Below are 22,090 nucleotides of genomic sequence, written 5' to 3' on the forward strand. Positions count from 1 at the left end.
TTAGAAATTAGGTGTATCAATCATCATATGCTTTTTATCAATATCTTTTTTAAACTTCCTGTGTTTTTGCTGTATAACCAATACCTATAATCATTGAGCTAAAGTACAAAAATTCCGGTATATTGAAAAGATTGCAGGAAGTCTGTACCAAAGTAAAGTATTGCAAAAATAACGCAAAAATCAGTTTATAGTATATATTTCCCTTTTGAATATTCCAAAATAAGGCAGCATTTTTTACTACGGGCAAAAACTTTAAGAAATAAATAATTAATCCTAAAATACCCGTAGCCATTAAAAGCTCTAAAAAAATGTTATGTGGATGAACGCCATCTTCAAACAATATCCTTCCTCCAAATAAAGGATTTGAATTAAATATTTCGATAGCTTTACTGAATAATGGTCCTCTGCTTGATGTATCTCCGTGTGCTATCCACTTATACATTCTGTTGAAGCTTGTTATTTGCTCATTTCCATAATGTTGATGTAAAATAACCAAGCCTATAAATAACAAAATCAATGTAATTATATATAACAGATATTTTTTATTTCCTTTTAAAAGAACCATGTAAAAAGAACATACAAAAACTGCTAATAACGGACTTCTCGCCATAGATTGAATCACATTAAAAAGACCCAAAAAAAGACAGAAGAATAAAAAAAATGAGTTATAATCTTTTTTACAAAACAAAAGCAAAAATAACGATATGATAAATAAAGAGGCACCTATATGCCCATACATAATATAATAAGTACTAAAAATATGATCTAATTTTATATAACCATATATGTAATTTACAACGAGAAGACCACAGAGAATAGTAACACTATATTTTGCTATACTTTTAAAATCTATTTTACTATAATTGATACACAATAGTGCTATACTTGGTAAAAGTACCAAAAATAAGATTCTGAAAATATCTTCATTCTCAGATCGTATTACCTCCTGATTAAAAGAATAGCTATTAAAAGAATAAATAAGCTTGATGATGTAAAAAATCCAAAATCCAACAAGACTTATTATTGAAATATTTTTAAGATTAATATTTCTTCTTTCTCTATATATTATAAATAAAGAGAAAACAATGATAAAGATTCTATATGGTATGGAAAAATTTCTGGGATTCATTTCAAGTGGCTTTGCAAAAGAAATGGCAATAGTATTTCCCACCATAACAGATAACAGGAATAGTTTATAAATGAAATTATTATTAATAGTAATTTTCAAAATAAAGCCTATTTTTATTTCAACAAGTGCAAAGCTACTTCTTTTGCTTTACGGGATGAGATAAAATAGCATCCATATATTTTTTTCCCAACACCGGATACGTTCTGTTTTCAAAAATCCATTTTCGGCCTTTTCCACCTATCGCAATTCTTTCTTCCGAGCTCATATTGGCATAAAATAAAATTGCATCTTTAATATCCTCTGCAGATGTACTGTTGATAAACCTACCGCAATCAGCTTCATTAATCATAGAAGGATATCCGGTATAAGAAGCAATAATTGGTTTTGCGGCCAACATATATTCTACCACTTTGTTCATAGATTGCCCATAGTCCCATACTTTTGAATCTTTGGTAGATAAGTATAGAATATCACAAACCTGAAGAAAGTATTTAACTTCATTTTGCTGAATTCTTTGTAAAAATGTTACATTCGTACAATCTTTTAACTGTTCTTCGTAAGATGCTCTAAGATCACCACTTCCAACTAATAAAAAATGGATATCAGTGTTCTCTTTCATCATTTGTATTGTTTCAATAAAAGGTTCCAATGCATTCGTAACCCCCATACTTCCCGCATAGCCAATAATTACTTTACCTGACGGTACTATTTCTAAAAACGGATTTTTTTCTTTCAGGAATTCTTCAGAATAATTTTCAGGATCAAATCCTAATGGTGAACAATGAAAAGGTTTTTTATATCCCAGTAATTCTTCTACGTGTAAATCCAGCCTTGGCATTGTTCCTGCAACCAAATCAGCCTTTTTATATCCAAATTTTTCTATAAACCCTATCAGTAAAACAAGAGGATGCCATTTTGAAAAACCAGCTTCCTCTGTCATCGTTAAAGGCCAGATATCACGAATTTCAAAAACTAAAAAGCTACCAAACTTCTTTTTCAGATAGTAACCATATATGATGGTAAAAATAGAAAGTGACGAAATAATAACTGCATCTGGTTTTTCCATATTGGAAAGTTTCATCAGAAATAACTTTCTTTCAAAATCAAGCCATGACAAAATTCTGTCTATAGATGCGGTTTTAGTATATTTCTTTGTTTTAATCCATCTTATTGCCACCCCATCCTGTTCTTCATCATTATAGATTTTATCAGTTTCAGGACAATTCGTAAAATGATTTGCATCTGATGTTATTAATAAAGCTTCATTTCCCATTTTTTTAAACTCTCTCGCCAGATAAAATAAGCGCGATGGAGCTTTTGCATATTGTGGTGGTGAAGCATATTTGGAAATTAACCAGATATTTTTTTTCATTAGTGCAGGGTTGGTTTTTTAATTGGATCAATTAGGAAATCAAGCATGATTGCTTCATTCAGAATATTACTGTTATTAAGATTCTCAATTGTGAGACTGTTTTCAAGTTGACTGAAGTCTGATACAAAATCTTTTGCTTTAGATTTATTTTCCAAAATATTTGATTTTATTCTCTCTCCCACACCATCATTCACCCAATTCTGTGTGACATCAAAGCCTCTTTTCAGACGGTTTTTAAGGATATATCCCGGCACGTCTTTTTTCATCATTTCACGTAATATCCATTTTCCGTAACCGTTTTTAATTTTAAGCAAATCTGGTAATGCTAAAGCAAACTCTACCAATCTATAGTCCATAAAAGGCAGCCTGCTCTCAATAGAAAAATACATTGAATTTCTGTCTTCATATCTTAAAAGGGAAGGTATACTATATTTTTGGATATCTGAAATCTGCCTTCTTGATAAAGATGAATTTTCAAACAGATTTAAAGAAATTTCCGGTAAGCAATCCAGGAATGATGTATCTTTCCCTGTTGTCTTCAGATATCTGTTTTTCTCATTCCAATATGTTTTTATTTGTTTTGCTTCAAATACCAACATCAGAGCTAATGAGTGAAAATATTGTAAGCCTGGCAAAACTTCTTTATTTTCTATTGCCTTTCGCAATGCTACAATGAAAAATTTTCTGTATCCGGCAAAAATTTCATCACCTCCCTGGCCACCTAATAATACTTTAATGTTTCTTGCTTTTACCTGCTTGTATACTTCATGCTGTGCTATAATACTAAGTCCCAGAAATGGAGATTCCTGGGCCTCCATAGTTTGGTCATAAATATTCCCCATCTCTTGTGCTGTGTAAGAATGGTGAATATATTCAACATTAATATTTTTATCTTTTGCAAACTTATTAATAATGGGGCCTTCTGATTTCGGGTGATCGGGAGCTCCATAACTGAAAGCCATCAGATGATCTACTTCTTTTGAAGCAATTGCTGCTATAGAGGAAGAATCTACTCCCCCACTCAAAGAAATTGCCAGAGGAACATCACTTCTCAGACGTATTTTGGTTGAGTTTTCCAACAGGGCTTTCCCTTGGGAAATTAGTTCTTCCGAGCTTAACGCCTCTAGTTCTTTTCTTTTTTTTGCAACCTGCTCTTCCAGAGAATACCAGGTTTTAGTCTCTATTTTCAGCTCTCCTTCCAGTTTACATTTCATGAATGATCCTGGTAAAAGATATTTTACATTTTTGAAAGGAGTTCTGTCTTCATATCCTTCGAAAAAACCGAATCTTATCCCACTGGAACAATATTCCAGATCTATCTCCTGATTTATTTGTTTAGCTACAGAGGCTATGGAAGAAGAGAATAATAATTGACCATCAAAAAAGGCATAAATTAACGGTTTAATTCCAAATCTATCCCTTATCAGGTAGAACTCTCCTTTTATCTTATCAAATAATCCGAAAACAAACATGCCATTCAGCTTATTCAAACAAGCTTCTCCCCAGCACTCCCAGGCTCTTAAAAGAACTTCAGTATCTCCTTTTGTTCTGAAGGTAAAACCATTGGATATTAATTCTTCTCTGATTTCCTTATAGTTATATATTTCTCCATTATAAGTGATACTATATCTTTCATTATCAGAGATCATAGGTTGATTAGATGCTACTGACAGGTCTATAATCGCCAGCCTTGAGTGAGCCAAGGTTACCGACCAATCAGCGAATTCTGCTTTTTCAACGCCATAGTAATCCGGTCCTCTTCTCCGTATATAATTATGTAAATCACCTCCTTCTTTAAAATCAAGGTTTTGTGATCTTTTAAATTCTATTGCTCCTGTTATTCCGCACATATTAGTTTGATAAAACTTTTTGATAAAACGTTAATAATTTTTCGGACTGGCTTTCCCATGAAAAATTTTCAAAGACTAATTTTCGTCCCACTTCACCCATTTGTTTTGCTGTTTCCTTATTAAGCATAAAGTAATCAATAGCATCAGCAATTTCTTTAGGTTTTTGAGGATCTACAAAAATACAACATTCATTTCCTTTCAATAAACTTCTCCAGTATGGAAAATCTGAGGCAATAAAAGGAATTCCTGCAACCATGTATTCAAACATTTTTATAGGCAGACTCACTAAAAATGTTGGAATAGGGTGCAAAGTAACTACACCTACTAAGGAACGATTATAAATATTTTCTACTTCTTCGGAATTTACATATCCGAAATCATTGATAAGGTGGTAATCTTTATGTTCTTTTATCTCTTTTTCCAAGGTGAGAGAAGAATACATACCTGCCAGATTCAGTCTGGCCTGTGATTTTGTGAGCTCCAATGAATTCATCAGATCTTTAATTCCTCTTGTATCGTCAATAGATCCCACATAGCATACTTCATTCTGTTTTTGATCCCAGGAAATTTGTTCCAGTTTCTTATCAGATAAGATAGGATAGTTATTGATATTTTCAGTTTGTTTGGCAAACTTTTTAAAATACTTTTCAATATGAGGTGTAGCACCAATCACACCATCTATCTTTTTACAGGTGTAGCGTTCAAAATTCTCATATAATATAGAGATTATATTTGAAACAGGAGATTTTAAATAGGGTGAAACTAAAATAGTGTTTACCGTATCTTCGTGGGAATCAAAGATTACTTTTTTATTTAATTTTTTCAGTTTCTTTGCTATTAAAAGCAGTTCAGGATCGTGAAGATGAAATACATCTGCGTTGAGTTCTTTAGCTTTATTAAAGATTTGAGTTGTAGTTTGTGTAATTCTTTTCAATCTGCCAGCTGGGGCTCCAATATCTATAATTTCTACGTTGTCTACTGTCTCATTACCTTTACCATCAGCAACTACCAAAGTTATCTTAACATCCTTAGATGCCAGACTTTTACACATCTTATGAAATATTCTAGAATCATTTCTTGGATGAACACTCGTGAGATGGCAGACGTGAAATCCGTATTTTTTATTCATTAATTGGGTTTTGGAAAGTTTTCAATTTTCCTGTTAAACATTGGTTATGTTTTATTTCTTAATTTTTTTGGTTCTCCTACTGAATCCTGCAGAACTTTATACATAACTTGAGATTCAACAATGCTATATCAAATTATTTCAGATTTACAATTTCCTGAAAGAACCCTTTATCATGAGCGATATAAGCACTCTGTTCAGAATAATAAGGGAATTGTTTTGCTATTCTTTCATACATGATATCAACTTCATTTGTATTCAACATTTTCCACCATCCAACAAAAATATGTTCAAAATTTTTAGATGGCTGTATGCCTTTTTTCCCATCCTTAATATCACTTCGAAAATTACTGTTATTACCGTCTATATAATTATTGAAAATGTATATACTATTACTGGAATCATAGCTTGCAATATTAGTGATCAGCTGGTTTGAAAGTAATGTGGTAAGTTTTTCCAAATAGCTGTATTTTGGTTTATCATCCTGGAAATTAAGTTTCAACAGATGCAGGTAAGCAGACATTCTTGAAAAATGAGAGGCATCCCAATTTACATTCTGACTTTTTTCAAGAGCCACATCCTTAAAATCCGGATGATCACGCCATATATTGGGCTGCAGATACCATGCTTTATTATCTTTAATCCTTACTTCTTTCTTCAATACCTGATAGAATCTATCTTTAATAGAGACTAAATCAGGGGTCACAGTTTGCTTTGCATCTTTTTCAATGAGTAAAAGACTTACACCTGTTCCCATAACATAGAGTTCAAAATCGGTAATTGCTCTGTAGTAACTTAAATTACCATTAAAATCCCCACTTAAGATATAATCTATCCTTTGTCTTACACCATAGAATTTATTTGATTCTGATTCCCAAATGTTTGCAGGATTATTATTCCAATAATATAATACTTCTCTTTTTATGAAATTATACATTTTGGTATTTTCGGCATTGCCTTTAATTCCATTTCTTCTTAAATATTCTGAAACAGTAAAGTAAAAGGTTCTTTTAGCCAAATCATCTGCCTGAGAATTCTTTTTTACGATAAGTAAGGTATTGTAAGTAAACAGTTTTTGTAGTTTATTTATTAACTCCTGATTTTGGGTATCATAAGCATATTGTATAGGAATATACAAAAGTGCAGAACTATCATAGACAGCACTGTACCACTTGGCCAGCTGAGATTCTGAACTAAACACATCAGTATAAAAATCCAAGAGTTTAGAAATTTCCTTAACGCTTAAGTTTTTGTTCGTAAATATGGGGTTATCTGATATAAATATCTTTTTATTTTGTGTCTGCTCTACACTCTTAAAAGTAGGCATAGCCAAACAGAAAGAACTACTATAAAACAAATAGATAAATAGTAATGTAACCTTAAAAATCACTGTAGAGCTTTTCATTTACGAACAAAAATTTAATTTATTTTTCAGTATACAATTTCGGAATTTTATTCACGATTTTAATTACTCTTTCAAAATCTAATCCTAAGGTATCTAAGTACCATCTGATATTCTGATAACGTGGAGTATTTTCTATTTCAACAAGTTCTAAAGCTCTCTCTCTTGTCATTTGCCCCTCTCTGATCTGATTACTTCTGAACGTGTCGTGTTCTGTAAAGCCGGCTACCGTGTAATATACATAATTGTAAAAAGCCGCTGTACCATCACCAATTCTCCAGGTAGTAGTAGTGTCTATTGCTTTTTCCCAGTTATAATCATTTAAAAGGGTGTTATCTACCTGCTCTTCATCCCATCTCCAATAATCAAAAATATGGTAGTAGTCCTGCTTTTCAGTGAAGCTGCGATAGTATTCTCCTGACAGAGTATCCCAAAGTGAACTATTGAAATACCCCGGGCTCTGCATCATCGCTCTGAATCTTTTAGAGTGATATCTCAGCTGTTTCATAGCACCATGACTGTACACTCTTTTTTCTTCAAAATCTGGTTCAATATCTAAAAATCCTGTTTTAAAGTGAGTTACTTCTAATGGATTTACTCCCCATAGATTAAGATTAATTCCTGTCTGCTTCTTGATATCTTCTACATGTCTGAAGAAGTGCTTATCTCCTGCTGTAAGCATTGCCATCATCCCTAAATGTGGTGATTTCAGCCATGCTTCAAGGTTCATCCTGATATTCTTTCTTTTCAATGAAATATCTGCAGCTACAATAATGTTTTCTACCCCAAGATCTGCACACATACGGCTGATATTTCTTCGGCCAAGGTCTGTTACCATTCCCCAATCATAAGTATAGGTAACTGGTTTCATTTCCAGTTCCTTTACAATAAGGTGTAACCCGTAACAGCTGTCTCTGCCTCCTGAAAAAGGAACAATACAATCCAACTCCTTACCTTTTCTTCTGTAAGGTTCTACAAGCTTAAATAATTCTTCTTTCGGTTTTGGATTATTTCTTGGTTTGTAGTTTTTACAATAATTACATACCCCAGCTTCATCAAATTTTATGAAAGGCATTGTCTCCGGAAGGATACATTTGGTACATCTTTTGATGTTTAGTTTCTTATATTCCAGCAGGCCTTCTTCAATAGTATTAAATTTAAACTCAGGGATCAGGTCTTCTACCCTGCTTTTTTCATCTGTCACTGTAAGGTTTTCTTGGGAAACAGGAATATCCAGAATCAAAGACTCTTCTTTTATCTGGGTTATATTTTCGCATCCAATAATTCTAAGCCCATAGCTTTCTGATGCAAAATAAGTTTTGTCCTCGCTATATCCTACATATAAACTGCCATTATTTGAAAAAAGAAGCAGTTTTCCTTTTTCCGGCAGAGCAAGAGCACAGGCAATAACTCCCTGACATAAAGAAAGTATCTTTTTAGGAAGATCTTCTATTTTATTGTCATTGTTATTAAGAAATTCTTCTGCGATAGCAACAATAGCTTCAGAATCAATTTTTAATTGTCTGCTTACTGATAACTTGCTCCAGACTTCTTCTTCGTTTACAATAATTCCATTGTGTATTGCACATATATTTCCTCTGATTACCGGCTGGTTATCTCCCAGTCCGTTTGTAATCAATCTGCTATGTCCTAAAACAATATTGTTATCATATGGTTTTACCTTGTTCAGTAATTTTTCAATGCTGTAATCAGCTCTGTTTATCTTATATTGGTTATTTTGATAATAAATCAAACCGCTAGAGTCTACTCCTCTTTGTTCGGAATGCTTTACCAGAGTTTGAAACTTCTGTTTATTAATACTGGTGTTCGATACGACACCAAAAATTCCACACATTTGTTTTTTTCTTTTTTTTAAATTAAATAATATTTATAGGAACTTATATAAGTATAATCAAGTTTTTTTAAATTAATATTATACATTATTTCAAGTGAATTTTTAATTAGTTATTCCAACTTTGTATCTCTTCTCAGATATAAAAAACATAATCCATATAATACTGCATCTCCAGGAATCAAAAGAGTTACTTTTATTGTCTTCCAGATAAAATAACAAAACAATAATAAATAAAATCAGCATATCCTTATTGTTCTTGGAAATAGAATAATTTCTAAGGAAGAATAATACATATGTCGATAGGTATAATAAGCCTCCTAGTATTCCCAATTCCATCATTGACTCAACGAACAGATTATGTGGATAATTACTCACATCAGCTCCATCAAGTATAAATCCAGAACTTCCAATTCCTAATCCAAAAAAAGGATGATCTAATATTGACTGCAACCCAATCTCAAGAAAATTTCCCCTTAAAGATAAACTCGCATCGTCATTATAAGATTTAAAGATGTTAAATCGTTCAAAGTCTACATTTTGAAATGCAAAAGTATAAATATTCTCTCCAAAAATAAGTATGGTAAAAAATAATGCACCTATTGCAAACCCTGTTTTATAATTTATTTTATAATTTTTAAGATTCAAAGTAAAGAAAACAATTAAAGACAGTATCAGATTAATGATAGGCCCTCTTCCTCCAAGTTGAAATAATAAAAATAATATCGATAATCTGTAAACCGCTACATACCATGTTAATTTGCTTGCCAGAGAGAAAATAAAACATGCGCACAGCATGATTCCAATAACTAAATATGTAGGAACTTTATCTACTAACAATTCAGAATCATGGAATATAATAAACATATTATTAAAATACAGATAAAACAATCCTGCAATCATTAATCCACCAATAAGATACATCAATAATTTCAATTCGGGAAAAATAGATTTCTTAAATACAATAATGGGATATATTACTGTAAAAATATTTAAAATTACCGCTAGAGATTTAGATTCGGCATAAATACTAGATATTGAATAAACATTAGAAACAAGAAAAATAAGACTCAGTATTAAAATCAAAATAACAATATGACGATCCTTTACTTTTAGTGGAACTATTGTACGCAATTCAGAAACCATTACTACAAAACAAAGCAAAAGAGACAATAGGGTCAAATCCATTGGAATAGGTAACCACTTTAGAGATCCCGAAAAAACAAAAATAAAATAAATGAATACTTTAAAAAATGTAAACTTGTCTGTAAATAATGACATACTTCTTAATTATATTTATTTTTTAATAAAAATTAAATTTGTTTCTAGTTTATACTGAATCATTAGTTTTTGAAATTTTGTATGAATTAAAAATTAGTATTATGTTAAAAACAGAAGCAGAAATAGCGAAAAACACTAATGACATGTATGCATCTGAAAAAATTAAATAACCTGTCACAATCATTATGAAGCCCAAAACTGCATTCAGTAATTGAAGTTTCATAAGCAACTTTTGCTTACCTCTTATATAATAGATTGAACTAAGGGGTGTAGCGATAAATTCAAAAAACAAAAAAACTGAAATAATTTGTGAATATTCACCAGCCACATACCATTGCTTACCAAAAATCCAGCTAAATAAAAATTTGCTCGTTAAAAATAGGAATAAATATGCAGGCAATGAAAGAAATATCAACTTCTTCATTGTAGAAAGGTATAAGTCTTTACAGTTTCCGTTTATCCTGATTGCATCTATTGCCTCATTTCTAAAAACATTACTTATTGCGCTGGTTATAACGATATTTGGAATTCTTATTATTCTATTTGCCATAGAAAAAAAACCTACAATAGTGGTACTGTATAATAAAGAAAATATAATTGGTATAAATTGTTGGCTAGCTACTAAAGACAAGTCTGAAAATGTCATATATTTTGGAAAAGAAGAATATTGCAATGCTACACTCTTCACTTCATTTTGTTTGATAACATTTTTCACTATTGTACGTTCAGTCAATACATGATAGAGTATCCCAACCAAAATACCAATCATCAGAGATAGTATAAGTCCAGATTTCACATTGAAAAACCCTAATATTAGACTTGTCAATGTTGTACTTATGATCTGTAAAGTTGTAGCTATCGTAATGGTTTTATATGCTTTTTGTCTTTGTTTCCAATAATTTAATGCTGAAAAAACGGCAACAGAAAAAATGTAAAAAGGTGCCAGATAATAGATGTTCTGAGATAAAAATAAGTCTTTATCTAAAACTTTCAATATATATTTCAGAACTATTATCAGCAACAGATAAATAGAAGAAACCGCAAATCCAATAATTACAATCAGTTTGATAATCTTGTATGAATCTTCTTTTGATTTTGGCAATCCAACAGCTAACTCGTATCTTCCTGTAGAAACAACAGCTAAAAAGGCAGTAACACTTGTAAATATTGCTAAATTTCCAAAAGACTCTACCGGATAAATTCTAGATAAAAAAGGAGAGGCAATAATAACTAAAATTTGTCCAATTATAGTCCCTGAAGCCAGTGTTGTGACTCCTCTCAAAAAATTATCTTTGAATATACGTAAAAGTTTCTCTTGCAAAATATCGGTTTAAAATTTGGGAATTTCCCTTAATTAATTATTCATTTTTAGAAGTGTGTCAAGACGGCTACTAAATAATAATTACTTAAGATTATAAATCCTTTCTATAATATCCACCACTTTCAGCCCTTCCAAAGCATTAGTAGTGATAGTATTTCTTCCTTTCAGTACATCCACAACATTTTCAATGATGTAGTGGTGATTGGCCGCAGATCCTTTGTAAGCACCATAATCATTTCCAGGATTTGTTGGAGCTAATTCCGGCATTACATAGTCTTTTATATTACAAACTTCTACTTTATCCATGTATTGTCCTCCGATTTTCACTGCTCCATGTTCTGCAATGATTGTCATAGAACTTTCAAGATTCTGATTCCAGACTGAAGTAGAATAATTTAAGGAACCCATTCCACCGTCTACAAAATCAAAGCTAACAAAACCTGAATCTTCAAAATCAGTAAGTGTTTCATGATTGAAATCTGCAAATTTTGCCTGAATATTGGTAATATCACCGAATAACCAGTACATAATATCTATAAAATGAGAAAACTGTGTAAATAAAGTTCCTCCATCCAGATCTTTTTTTCCATGCCATGATTCCGGCTTATAATATCGGTCATCACGGTTCCAGTAGCAATTAAGCTGAACCATAAATATTTTTCCAAGTTTTCCGCTCTCTACCATTTCTTTTACCCATGCAGAAGGTGGTGAGTATCTGTTTTGCATCACTGCAAAAACTTGTTTATGCTTGTGCAAAGCCTGAAAAATAAGTTTTTCAGCATGCTGTTTTTTCAGAGCCATTGGTTTTTCTACCACAACGTGCTTTCCTGCATCTATCACTTTATAAGATTGCTCAAAATGGAATCCGTTTGGGGATGCAATATTAATAACATCCACTTCAATCCCGGAAGCCAGAAACTCATCTAGTGAAGCAAAAAAGGGAACTTCATAATTTTCAATGCCCAGTACAGATTTATCTTTAACATCGATTAATCCAACCAATTCGCATTCCTCATTTCTTGAGATCATTTCGGCATGTCTTTTTCCGATATGCCCGCAGCCAACGACTGCAAATTTTATTTTTTCACTCATTTGTATGTTTTTAAATTTTTGAAACTTTATTGTTTTCTAATTTGTATTTTTCTCCACTTTCTTCACAAACGGCAATATTTTCTGCATCAAATTGAAGTCTTTGCCCAAATTCACTCATCCACCCCATTTGTCTGGCAGGATTTCCTACCACCAATGCATAATCCGGCACTTCTTTTGTAACTACTGCTCCTGCTCCAATAAAGGCATACTGACCTATATTGTGTCCACAGACAATAGTTGCATTAGCTCCTATAGATGCACCTTTTCCCACATGTGTTTTCAGATATTCATTCTTTCTGTTTACAGCACTTCTTGGATTTATTACGTTGGTAAAAACCATTGAAGGGCCTAAAAAGACATCATCATCACATGTTACTCCTTCATAGATAGAAACATTATTCTGAACTTTTACATTCTTTCCTAAAACTACTTTTGGAGAAATAACAACGTTTTGTCCTATATTACATTTTTCTCCCAAAACGCAGCCGGTCATAAGGTGTGAAAAATGCCAAATTTTGGTTCCGGTCCCTATCTGGCAACCTTCATCAATAACAGCTGTTTCGTGTGCAAAAAAATCTGACATATCTGCTTTATATTAATTAAAATAATTCTTAATTTCTGTAACAATAACATCCAATACTTCCTGATCAAATTCTGTATGTATAGGAAGGGAAATCACTTCGGCGCAAAGCTGCTCTGTAACAGGAAGACTAAAACTTTCTTCCACATATTGAAGAAAAGCTTCTTGTTTGTAAAGGGGTAAAGGATAATAAATCATACTTGGAATGTTCTTTTCTGCCAAGTATTTTTGTAGTTCATCTCTTTTCCCATTCTTCACCCTAAGGGTATACTGATGGAATACATGGGTAGAGTTTTCAGCTCTTTTGGGTGTTTGAATTTCGGTAATACCAGAAAGATTTTTATCATAATAGTCAGCCATCCTGTTTCTGGCAGCTGAGTATTCGTCCAAATATTTTAGCTTAACTTTTAAAACGGCTGCCTGAATTGTATCTAATCTGGAATTACAGCCTAAAACTTTATGATAGTATTTCTTTTCCTGGCCATGGTTAGTTATCATTCTGATTTTTGAAGCCAGGTCATCATCATTCGTCATTAACGCACCTCCATCACCGTAGCAACCAAGGTTTTTTGACGGAAAAAATGAGGTACACCCGATATGGCCGATAGTTCCTGTTTTTTTGACGGTTCCATCAGAAAAAGTATAATCGGAACCCATTGCCTGAGCATTATCTTCTATAACAAAAAGATTGTGCTTTTCTGCAAATTCAAGAATCTTTTCCATATTAGCACTTTGGCCATATAAATGGACAGGAACAATTGCTTTGGTTTTAGGTGTCAGATATTTTTGTAAATCCTCAAGTTCAATATCAAAAGTATCTTCGTTTACATCTACCATTATTGGTTTTAATCCTAAAAGACCAATAACTTCAGCTGTAGCGACATAAGTGAAAGCCGGGCAGATAATTTCGTCACCAGGCTGCAGATCAAGTGCCATCATGGCAATTTGAAGTGCATCTGTTCCGTTAGCACACGGGATAACATGTTTTACACCTAAATATTTTTCGAAATCCTGTTGAAATTCTTTTACAGCAGGACCATTAATAAATGCTGTATTGTCTATACATTCCTGGATACCGGCATCTACGTCTTCTTTTATTTTCAGGTATTGACCTTTAAGGTCAACCATTTGAATTTTCATATCTTTAGTTTTTTGAGTGCACGTAGAGGTGCATTTTTAATTCACGATAAGCTCACTGATCTTATTTCCTATAGAAAGACAGGAAGTGGCTGCCGGAGAGGGTGCATTTCTTACGTGAATGATATTTCCGTTTTTCACGATATCAAAATCATCAATCAATCCTCCATTTCTGTCGCAAGCCTGAGCTCTTACACCTGAACCTCCTGCTACGAGGTCATTTTCCTGTATTTCCGGTAAAAGTTTCTGTAAGGCTTTTGTAAACGCGGATTTGGAAAGTGAACGGTGCATTTCTCCCATTCCTGTTTTTCCGTATTTCGCTACAATTTTCCTAAATCCAGGCCATAGCATGGTCTGCATTGTTTCGTTGAAATTGAAATCGAAAAAATGGTATCCTTCCTTCTTGAAAGCCAAAACAGCATTAGGACCAGCTTCGATATTACCATCAATCATTCTGGTAAAATGTACTCCAAGAAACGGAAAACTAGGGTCAGGAACCGGGTAAATAAGATGTTTTACCAAATATTTTTTTTCATCCTTAATTTTATAATATTCTCCTCTGAACGGAATAATGACCACATCGTTTTTTTCGTTGGTCATTTTGGTGATCTTATCAGAATAAAGTCCTGCGCAGGAAATCAGCTTTTTGGTTTTAAATTCGGAAACGTTGGTGTTTACAATAATTTCAGATCCTTTATCAATGATGTTTTTTACTTCATTGTTGAATCTTACTTCTCCTCTCAATTCTTCAAAAAGTTCTTTTATTTTTTTTGCTATTCCCGGATAATCAATAATTCCGGTTTGTGGCACTTTTATTGCTTTTACACCTTCACAGTGAGGTTCAATTTCACGGAATTCTTCTCTTGAAAGATATTTTAAGTTTTGCAGACCGTTTTCAATACCTCTTTTATAAATATTATCTAAAAGGGGTAATTCTTCCTGTGAGGTAGCTACAATTATTTTGCCGCAAAGGTCGTATCTTATTCCGTGTTTCTCGGCAAAATTAATGACTGAGTTATAACCTTCGATACAGTTTTTTGCCTTAAGGCTGCCTGGTTTATAATAAATCCCACTATGGATTACTCCACTATTGTGTCCCGATTGGTGCAATGCAACATCGTTTTCTTTTTCTAAAATTAAAATTTTAGAATCAGGATTTTTCAGCTTAGTCTGATAGGCTGTAGCCAATCCTACCAAACCTGCACCAATGATTATAATATCATAGTTCATGATCTATTACAGTCTTGCATCCACCAGATTTTTGTCTAAACATGCTTTGGTATCAAAAACCACAGCATTTTCTTTTTTAAGCTGATCCAGATCCATTTCCAGAAACTCATTATGAGACACTGCAATAACTAAAGAATCATACTTTTTCCCTTCCTGAAGAGCATCCAGAATATCAATTCCATATTCATGTTTTACTTCCTCTTTGCTAGCCCATGGATCATAGATATCCACATTTACTCCATAATCAGCAAGTTCTCTGTAAATATCAACTACTTTAGTATTTCTGACATCCGGACAGTTTTCTTTGAATGTAACTCCTAAAATCAAGGCATTAGAATTTTTGATCACTCCACCTTTTGCAATAAGAAGCTTCACTACTTTAGCTGCAACAAACTTTGCAATAGAATCGTTTACACGTCTTCCTGATAAAATAACATCCGGGTGGTAACCTAATTGCACTGCCTTGTGTGCAAGGTAATAAGGATCTACGGAGATACAATGTCCTCCTACTAATCCTGGTTTATATTTAAGAAAGTTATATTTTGTACCAGCAGCTTCCAATACATCATTGGTATCGATTCCTACTCTATCGAAAATTAAAGCTAATTCGTTAACAAAAGAAATATTAACATCTCTTTGTGCGTTTTCAATAGCTTTTGAGGCTTCTGCTACTTTAATGCTGGGTGCTTTGTGCGTTCCAGCTGTAATGATTTTCTTATATAGATTATCAACTTCTTCGGCAATTTTTTCCGTAGAGCCTGAAGTTACTTTTTTTACACTGGTAAGAGTATTCACTTTATCTCCCGGATTAATTCTTTCCGGAGAGTATCCTACAAAAAAGTCTTCGTTAAACTGAAGTCCCGAATATTTTTCAAGAACTGGTACACATTCTTCTTCTGTACATCCAGGAAAAACTGTAGATTCATAGATAATAATATCTCCTTTTTTTATAATTTCTCCCAACATTTTTGAGGCAGAAATCAATGGATTTAAATCGGGAGCATTATATTTATCAATAGGGGTAGGAACTGTTACAATGAATACATTAGCTTCAGAAATATCAGACAACAGACTTGTTGCTTTATAGCCTAAAGAACCATTAGATTCATTATATTTTTTCAGTCCGTTATTTAATTTATCAACATCTGCTTCAAGCGTTATATCCTTTCCCTCATTAAGCTGATCAACACGCTGTGTATTAATATCAAATCCAAAAACAGGATAGTGATCTGCAAATTCAAGAGACAAAGGAAGGCCCACATAACCCTGGCCTATAACCGCTATTTTATATGTTGTTATCATTAACTAAGTTTATTTTTTATTTTTTGAAACCAAGATTGTTCTGTATGCTGGTTATAGCCATAACCATACTTGTTGCTATATCCTAAATTTTCTCTGCTTACGTCATTAAGTACGAATCCAACATTTTTGATTTTTTTCTGATCAATATTGCTATTTGCAAATTCTAATAATGCCTTTTCTGTGTATTTAGATCTGGATACATAAATTGTGACATCAGAAAGTTCAGCAATAAGGAATGTATCTGTAACAAGAAGCAATGGTGCAGTATCTAAGATAATATATTCATATTTATCTTTCAATTCGCTTAGAAGGATTTCATAACGACCGTTGGATAATAATTCTGTTGGGTTCGGAGGAATCATTCCTGAATAAATTACATCCAGGTAAGGATTAAAAGATGATACATGAACGATATCTTCAAGTTTAGTATCGTCATTATAAAGATACTCTGTAAGTCCGGTAAGTCCCTTTCTTGCAGGATTATATCTTTGAAGTTGAGGATTTCTGATATCGGATCCTATGATAATTGCTTTTTTCTTAGGGTTAGCCAATGTTAAAGCTAAATTGACAGAAGTAAAGGTTTTTCCTTCCCCTTTTACTGTTGAAGTAACAAATACAACTTTCCCTTTTTTCTCTTTTGAAAGCATGAAATTCATATTGGTAATAAGAATTCTAAATGCTTCCGCCATAGGGGTAATATCATTCATTTTTACTATTTCAGAATCCCCATTTTCAAGACTTGGTAATTCTGCAATAATAGGAGCATGTACAAGCTTTTCAAGATCATGTTTAGTAATAACTTTATTATTAAATAATTGCAACATATAAATAATAATAAAAGGAATTAACAATCCTAGAAATAGAGAAGCAAATAAGATAGCCTGGGTCTTTGGTGCAATAGGATTTGCAAAAGCATAAGCCGCATCAATTACTCTTGCTTTCGGTGCTGTAATAGATTGTGCAACAGCTGTTTCTTCTCTTTTCTGTAATAATAACAGGTATAAGTTTTCTTTAATTTGCTGCTGTCTTTCTATTCCCCTAAATATTTTTTCCATAGAAGGAATTCTCGCTATTTTCCCAGTTACTTTATTTTGCTCTCCTACATATTCATTTCTGGCAAGTTCTAATCCCGTCTTATTTCTTTGCAGAGTTTGAACAACTGAACCACGCATTGCATTTATTTGCTTACTCGTCTCAACAACTATAGGGTTTTCTGGAGTTGCAGATTCCAGCAATCTCGCTCTTTGCAGTATTAATTGGTTATAGGATGTAATCCCTGAAACAGCCTCTGGATTATTTAATCCAATATTTATTGGTAAAACCTGATATTGTCCTTGCTTCGACATGAAAGAAAGCAAAGAATTTGTCAATTCTATTTGAGCATCAAGCTCCAGCTGCTTACCACGAGCCGTCGCAGAACTTTCAAGATCTATTTTAGCTTCCGTTTCAAGATCGGTAAGGTTATTTTTTGATTTAAAACTTTCTTTTTCATTCTCAACCTGTCCTAGTTCTACTGAAAGTTTTCTTACTCTGTCTTCAATAAAATCCAATGTCTTTTTAGACTCTTGGTTTTTATCCAGGATAGCATCGTTATTATAAGCAACAACTAATGAATTAAGAATGTCTTCTGCTTTTGAAATTACCGGGTAATTCATTGAAAGTTTAAGGACAGTAGCTTCTTTGTTTGCTAAATTGACACTAAGAGCTCCTCTTAACGAATTAACTTTTGCTTCAACTGATGATATAATTAATTCTAAGTTCTTTTTATCTACAGTTGGTGATGCTTTAGGGTTATATCCTGTATTTTTAGTAATGATAATATTAGCAAAAGGAAGACTTATCATTCTTCCATAACCAGAAACAATATCTTTTTTCAGCCCTTCATAATGTATTGAAATTTCTTCTCCTTTTAATTCTACATTAATCAGATTATTGGCACTTTTAGATGCTTTTTCATTTACAATTTTTACTTCAATAGGAGAAGATTCTTTATAAAGTTCAGCACGGCTTACTTTTCCTTTAACAATGATATTGGTCTGAAGATTTTTATTGATAACTACATCCCTCATCAGTTTTTTTGATTTCAGGACTTCAATTTCATTGGAAATACTATTAGTTTTCATTCCTCCCAATCCTGATAAATCAGAAAGGACTCCTAAATCATTATTTGAAGAAGAATTTTTGGAATCTTTTATAAGCAATGTAGTTTCTACATAATAGACCGGAGTCATAAATTTTATTGCAAAATAACCTATGGTTAAAGCTACCATAGCACAAAAAATAAACCATGGCCATCTCCTTAAATATGGTTTGATTATTTCACTAAAATTAATTTTACTTGAATTTTTTTCTTCTTCTGAAAATTGTGACGTTCGCTGGTTATCCATTAATTTTATTTCTTATTAAATAAACTTACTACTACGGCAACTGCTGTAACCGCAATAGAAATGGCGGTCAGATAAAGTCCAGTGTTGGGATTCTGTTTTGCTATAACATCTTTTGTATTGTTTGAAGAAACAATAATAGCATCTCCTTGCTTCAGGTTATAATATGGAGAATTAATTAAATTAGCATCCTGAAGATTAATACGGCCGTGAGAAACAACCCCATTTTCTGTTCTGACTACCAATATATCTTCTCTTTTTCCATATTGAGTTAAATCGCCAGCTAACCCTAAAGCGTTTAAAATAGTTGCCTGCCCATTTGCAATAGTATAGTCGCCCTGTCTATTTACTTCTCCTAGTACAGTGACCTTAAAATTGGAAAGCCTCACATTAATTGTTGGATTAATAACATATTTCGTCATTTTTTCCCTTAAATCATCTTTAAAAGTGGTCAAACTTTTATTTGATGTATTCAGTTTTCCTAATATTGGAAAGTCAATATCTCCATTAGCATCTACAATGTATGTTGGGCCTGAGAGTATTGTTGCTCCCTGATTAGGAGTATTTCCTCCTGCTATAGCATTTGTCTGGATAAGTTCTGAGGAAGAATAATTCTGATTAAAAGGTTTTACAACATCCATATCCTTTGCCGTGATCAGAATAATCAACTGATCACCCGTCTGGATTGTATTTGCTGAATTTTTAGCAGAGGCATTGATTGCAACTTGTTCTATATTCTGCATATAATTTAAATCATTCTTAGCATTGGGATTGACTTTACAGGAAACCGCTAAAGAAGACACCAAAATTACTGCTAATATTTTTCCTTTCATTATGTTGTTAAATTATGCAAATATACATTTATATTTTTTCTATTTATCCAGAGCCTCATAGATAGAATTATTGCTTCGGAATTCCGGCACTATTGTTTTAAGAATCCTTACTACTTCTACTTTATCTCTTCTAAGAGAAGCTTTAGTAATTTGTTTAGTAAGTGTATCTATTTCTTCAAATCCCGTAGAAGGGTCTTTAGAGATCATAATTTTGTCATTATGAGTCGGGAGTGTTTTGGCATCATCACTTAAAAGCTCTTCATAAAGCTTTTCCCCAGGCCTTAATCCTGTATAAATGATCTTAATATCAATATTAGGTTCGAATCCTGATAGTTTGATCATTCTTTTCGCAAGGTCAAGAATTTTAACAGGTTCACCCATATCAAAGACAAAAATTTCACCTCCTTCTCCCATTGTTCCTGCCTGAAGTACAAGTTCACATGCCTCCGGAATAGTCATGAAATATCTTACAATTTCCGGGTGAGTGATGGTTACCGGACCCCCTGCTTCAATCTGTTTTTTAAAATGGGGAATTACAGAACCGTTGGATCCTAATACGTTTCCAAATCTTGTTGTAATAAACTTGGTAACATTACCCTCTACATTTTGAAGAGACTGTACAAAAAGCTCAGCAGCTCGTTTTGAAGCTCCCATAACGTTGGTGGGATTTACAGCTTTATCTGTAGATACCATTACGAACCTGTTTACTTTATACTTGCTGGATAATTTTGCAACAATCTTTGAACCTAATATATTAACAAAAATTGCTTCATGCGGATTTTCTTCTACCAAAGGTACGTGCTTATAAGCAGCAGCATGGTACACCATTGAGAAGTTATATGTTTGGAACAGAGATTCCATTCTGTGATGATTAGAAACATCTCCTAAAACAAATTTGAAAGCAATATGAGGAAACTTATCTCTCATTTCGAGTTCAATTTCATAAAGAGGGGTCTCTGCCTGATCCAGAACTACAATTAAAGAAGGATTAAAGTGAGCAACCTGTCTTACAATTTCACTTCCTATGGATCCTGCACCTCCAGTTACTAATACTGTTTTATCAAAATGCCTGCTCTTAACTTTTTCGTTTTGAATTTTGATAGGTTTTCTATTTAACAAGTCCTCAATTTGAAGATTTCTGATAGATCCACCCAAATCACTGTCTCTCAGTTTTTGTACTGACGGTGCTTTGAAGACATTAAGATCTTTCTCTAAAAATAAATTCACCCACGTATTCATCTCATCTCTGGCCATCATCTCTTTCACAATGAGAATTCCATCAATAATAAGATCTTCTTTCGTGTTTTCTTCTATTTTTTGTTTTCCGTAGATGGGTTTTCCCAGTAGAGATGCCCTTTTAGAATCTGTTCTTTGGGTTAAAAAGCCTACTACCTGATAAGGCAGGCTCGGATTATCCAGAATAGCACGTGCAATTGCAATTGATTGTTCATCAATTCCCAATACCAAAATTCTTTTTTTCAATGCACTTCTTCTGTATTCCCTTACAATATGGAAAAACTCTTTCACATATAATCTGAAAAGGAATAATCCCATAAATGAAATTACAAAATAAAGCATCAGATAAGGAGTAAGTATAAACTTAGCTCCTGTAGTCCAGAAATAAAGAATATTGATCGTTCCAATAGCCAGCATTGTGCAAAAACAGGATATCAGAAGCTTAAATAAATCTATAAATGTTGAATGTCGAATAATACCGGCATAGGTCTTAAAGAGATACATAAAAACAGTATTCACCAGAATAATAAAAGCAAAGATCAAGCTTTTATCTTCATGGTATATAAATTCCTGCTTGGTAATTTTTTCGATAATGTAAGTGGAAAGAAATAAAGATATAACCAGAATAATAATGTCTATTACAAGAATTATCCATCTAGGAAGATATCTTACGTCTGAGAGATTGACAACATTATCCCCTCCAAATATTGTTTTTCTAAGAGAATCGTACATTGTCTATATTGGTGTTCATATTTAATTAAGGTGTAATATCTGATCATCTGATCAAAGATAATTCCGATACAATCATGCAAAAATAAAATAATTTTATTTCAATATGTTGAAATCAAAAATAAATTTGATGTTATATTTATGAAATCTAATAATTTCATTCAATACAGCTAAACTCACAGACAAAAATCATACCATATAAAAGTCATATAAAGGCGATATTTATCTATAAAA

At 32.7% G+C, this 22,090-nt stretch carries 16 protein-coding genes; all 16 read right to left on the reverse strand.

Annotated elements, in window-relative coordinates; translation table 11 throughout:
• Positions 1-49 precede the first annotated feature (49 nt).
• The gene (locus tag KIK00_RS10375; protein ID WP_255816476.1) at positions 50-1,228 is read right to left on the reverse strand and encodes an O-antigen ligase family protein; all 1,179 of its coding nucleotides are present in this window, start codon (positions 1,226-1,228) and stop codon (positions 50-52) included.
• Positions 1,229-1,262: 34 nt separating this feature from the next.
• Positions 1,263-2,501 carry a glycosyltransferase family 4 protein gene (locus tag KIK00_RS10380; protein WP_255816477.1) on the reverse strand — a complete coding sequence of 413 codons (1,239 nt, stop codon included), beginning with the start codon at positions 2,499-2,501 and terminating at the stop codon, positions 1,263-1,265.
• The gene (gene asnB / locus KIK00_RS10385) at positions 2,501-4,351 is read right to left on the reverse strand and encodes an asparagine synthase (glutamine-hydrolyzing) (RefSeq protein ID WP_255816478.1); all 1,851 of its coding nucleotides are present in this window, start codon (positions 4,349-4,351) and stop codon (positions 2,501-2,503) included. The genes KIK00_RS10380 and asnB overlap by 1 nt, the downstream gene beginning before the upstream one ends.
• A 1-nt stretch (position 4,352) precedes the next feature.
• The gene (locus tag KIK00_RS10390) at positions 4,353-5,480 is read right to left on the reverse strand and encodes a glycosyltransferase (RefSeq protein WP_255816479.1); all 1,128 of its coding nucleotides are present in this window, start codon (positions 5,478-5,480) and stop codon (positions 4,353-4,355) included.
• Between the two features lie 133 nt (positions 5,481-5,613).
• Positions 5,614-6,696, reverse strand: coding sequence for a hypothetical protein (locus KIK00_RS10395; RefSeq protein ID WP_255816480.1), 1,083 nt, complete (start codon positions 6,694-6,696; stop codon positions 5,614-5,616).
• Between the two features lie 205 nt (positions 6,697-6,901).
• Complete coding sequence (locus KIK00_RS10400) at positions 6,902-8,734, reverse strand: hypothetical protein (protein ID WP_255816481.1); 1,833 nt, start codon at positions 8,732-8,734, stop codon at positions 6,902-6,904.
• Positions 8,735-8,836: 102 nt separating this feature from the next.
• Positions 8,837-10,012 (reverse strand): O-antigen ligase, encoded by a 1,176-nt coding sequence (locus KIK00_RS10405; RefSeq protein ID WP_255816482.1) that lies wholly within the window; start codon positions 10,010-10,012, stop codon positions 8,837-8,839.
• Between the two features lie 49 nt (positions 10,013-10,061).
• Entirely contained in the window at positions 10,062-11,333 is a 1,272-nt protein-coding gene (locus KIK00_RS10410) for a lipopolysaccharide biosynthesis protein (RefSeq protein ID WP_255816483.1), read from the reverse strand.
• 81 nt (positions 11,334-11,414) lie between these two features.
• A complete protein-coding gene (locus KIK00_RS10415; protein ID WP_255816485.1) occupies positions 11,415-12,425 on the reverse strand; it encodes a Gfo/Idh/MocA family protein in 1,011 nt (336 codons plus the stop codon).
• A gap of 10 nt (positions 12,426-12,435) precedes the next feature.
• Positions 12,436-13,008 (reverse strand): acyltransferase, encoded by a 573-nt coding sequence (locus KIK00_RS10420; RefSeq protein ID WP_255816486.1) that lies wholly within the window; start codon positions 13,006-13,008, stop codon positions 12,436-12,438.
• Positions 13,009-13,020: 12 nt separating this feature from the next.
• Positions 13,021-14,145, reverse strand: a complete 1,125-nt coding sequence (locus KIK00_RS10425) for a DegT/DnrJ/EryC1/StrS aminotransferase family protein (protein WP_255816487.1) — start codon at positions 14,143-14,145, stop codon at positions 13,021-13,023.
• Positions 14,146-14,181: 36 nt separating this feature from the next.
• Entirely contained in the window at positions 14,182-15,372 is a 1,191-nt protein-coding gene (gene lhgO, locus KIK00_RS10430) for an L-2-hydroxyglutarate oxidase (protein WP_255816488.1), read from the reverse strand.
• Between the two features lie 6 nt (positions 15,373-15,378).
• A complete protein-coding gene (locus tag KIK00_RS10435) occupies positions 15,379-16,674 on the reverse strand; it encodes a nucleotide sugar dehydrogenase (protein WP_255816489.1) in 1,296 nt (431 codons plus the stop codon).
• A complete protein-coding gene (locus KIK00_RS10440) occupies positions 16,674-19,061 on the reverse strand; it encodes a tyrosine-protein kinase (protein ID WP_255816490.1) in 2,388 nt (795 codons plus the stop codon). The genes KIK00_RS10435 and KIK00_RS10440 overlap by 1 nt, the downstream gene beginning before the upstream one ends.
• A gap of 5 nt (positions 19,062-19,066) precedes the next feature.
• Positions 19,067-19,891 carry a polysaccharide biosynthesis/export family protein gene (locus KIK00_RS10445; RefSeq protein ID WP_255816491.1) on the reverse strand — a complete coding sequence of 275 codons (825 nt, stop codon included), beginning with the start codon at positions 19,889-19,891 and terminating at the stop codon, positions 19,067-19,069.
• A 39-nt stretch (positions 19,892-19,930) separates the two neighbouring features.
• Entirely contained in the window at positions 19,931-21,859 is a 1,929-nt protein-coding gene (locus KIK00_RS10450; RefSeq protein WP_255816492.1) for a nucleoside-diphosphate sugar epimerase/dehydratase, read from the reverse strand.
• Positions 21,860-22,090 lie beyond the last annotated feature (231 nt).

This window comes from Chryseobacterium sp. MA9, from assembly GCF_024399315.1.
Classification (GTDB): domain Bacteria; phylum Bacteroidota; class Bacteroidia; order Flavobacteriales; family Weeksellaceae; genus Chryseobacterium.

Bases quoted from the DNA above. Each gene is read 5' to 3' on its own strand.
- asnB (WP_255816478.1), bottom strand. From the start codon at position 4,351: ATGTGCGGAATAACAGGAGCAATAGAATTTAAAAGATCACAAAACCTT.
- KIK00_RS10425 (WP_255816487.1), bottom strand. From the start codon at position 14,145: ATGAAAATTCAAATGGTTGACCTTAAAGGTCAATACCTGAAAATAAAA.
- KIK00_RS10380 (WP_255816477.1), bottom strand. From the start codon at position 2,501: ATGAAAAAAAATATCTGGTTAATTTCCAAATATGCTTCACCACCACAA.
- KIK00_RS10445 (WP_255816491.1), bottom strand. From the start codon at position 19,891: ATGAAAGGAAAAATATTAGCAGTAATTTTGGTGTCTTCTTTAGCGGTT.
- KIK00_RS10440 (WP_255816490.1), bottom strand. From the start codon at position 19,061: ATGGATAACCAGCGAACGTCACAATTTTCAGAAGAAGAAAAAAATTCA.
- KIK00_RS10450 (WP_255816492.1), bottom strand. From the start codon at position 21,859: ATGTACGATTCTCTTAGAAAAACAATATTTGGAGGGGATAATGTTGTC.
- KIK00_RS10435 (WP_255816489.1), bottom strand. From the start codon at position 16,674: ATGATAACAACATATAAAATAGCGGTTATAGGCCAGGGTTATGTGGGC.
- KIK00_RS10390 (WP_255816479.1), bottom strand. From the start codon at position 5,480: ATGAATAAAAAATACGGATTTCACGTCTGCCATCTCACGAGTGTTCAT.
- KIK00_RS10415 (WP_255816485.1), bottom strand. From the start codon at position 12,425: ATGAGTGAAAAAATAAAATTTGCAGTCGTTGGCTGCGGGCATATCGGA.
- KIK00_RS10405 (WP_255816482.1), bottom strand. From the start codon at position 10,012: ATGTCATTATTTACAGACAAGTTTACATTTTTTAAAGTATTCATTTAT.
- KIK00_RS10420 (WP_255816486.1), bottom strand. From the start codon at position 13,008: ATGTCAGATTTTTTTGCACACGAAACAGCTGTTATTGATGAAGGTTGC.
- KIK00_RS10400 (WP_255816481.1), bottom strand. From the start codon at position 8,734: ATGTGTGGAATTTTTGGTGTCGTATCGAACACCAGTATTAATAAACAG.
- lhgO (WP_255816488.1), bottom strand. From the start codon at position 15,372: ATGAACTATGATATTATAATCATTGGTGCAGGTTTGGTAGGATTGGCT.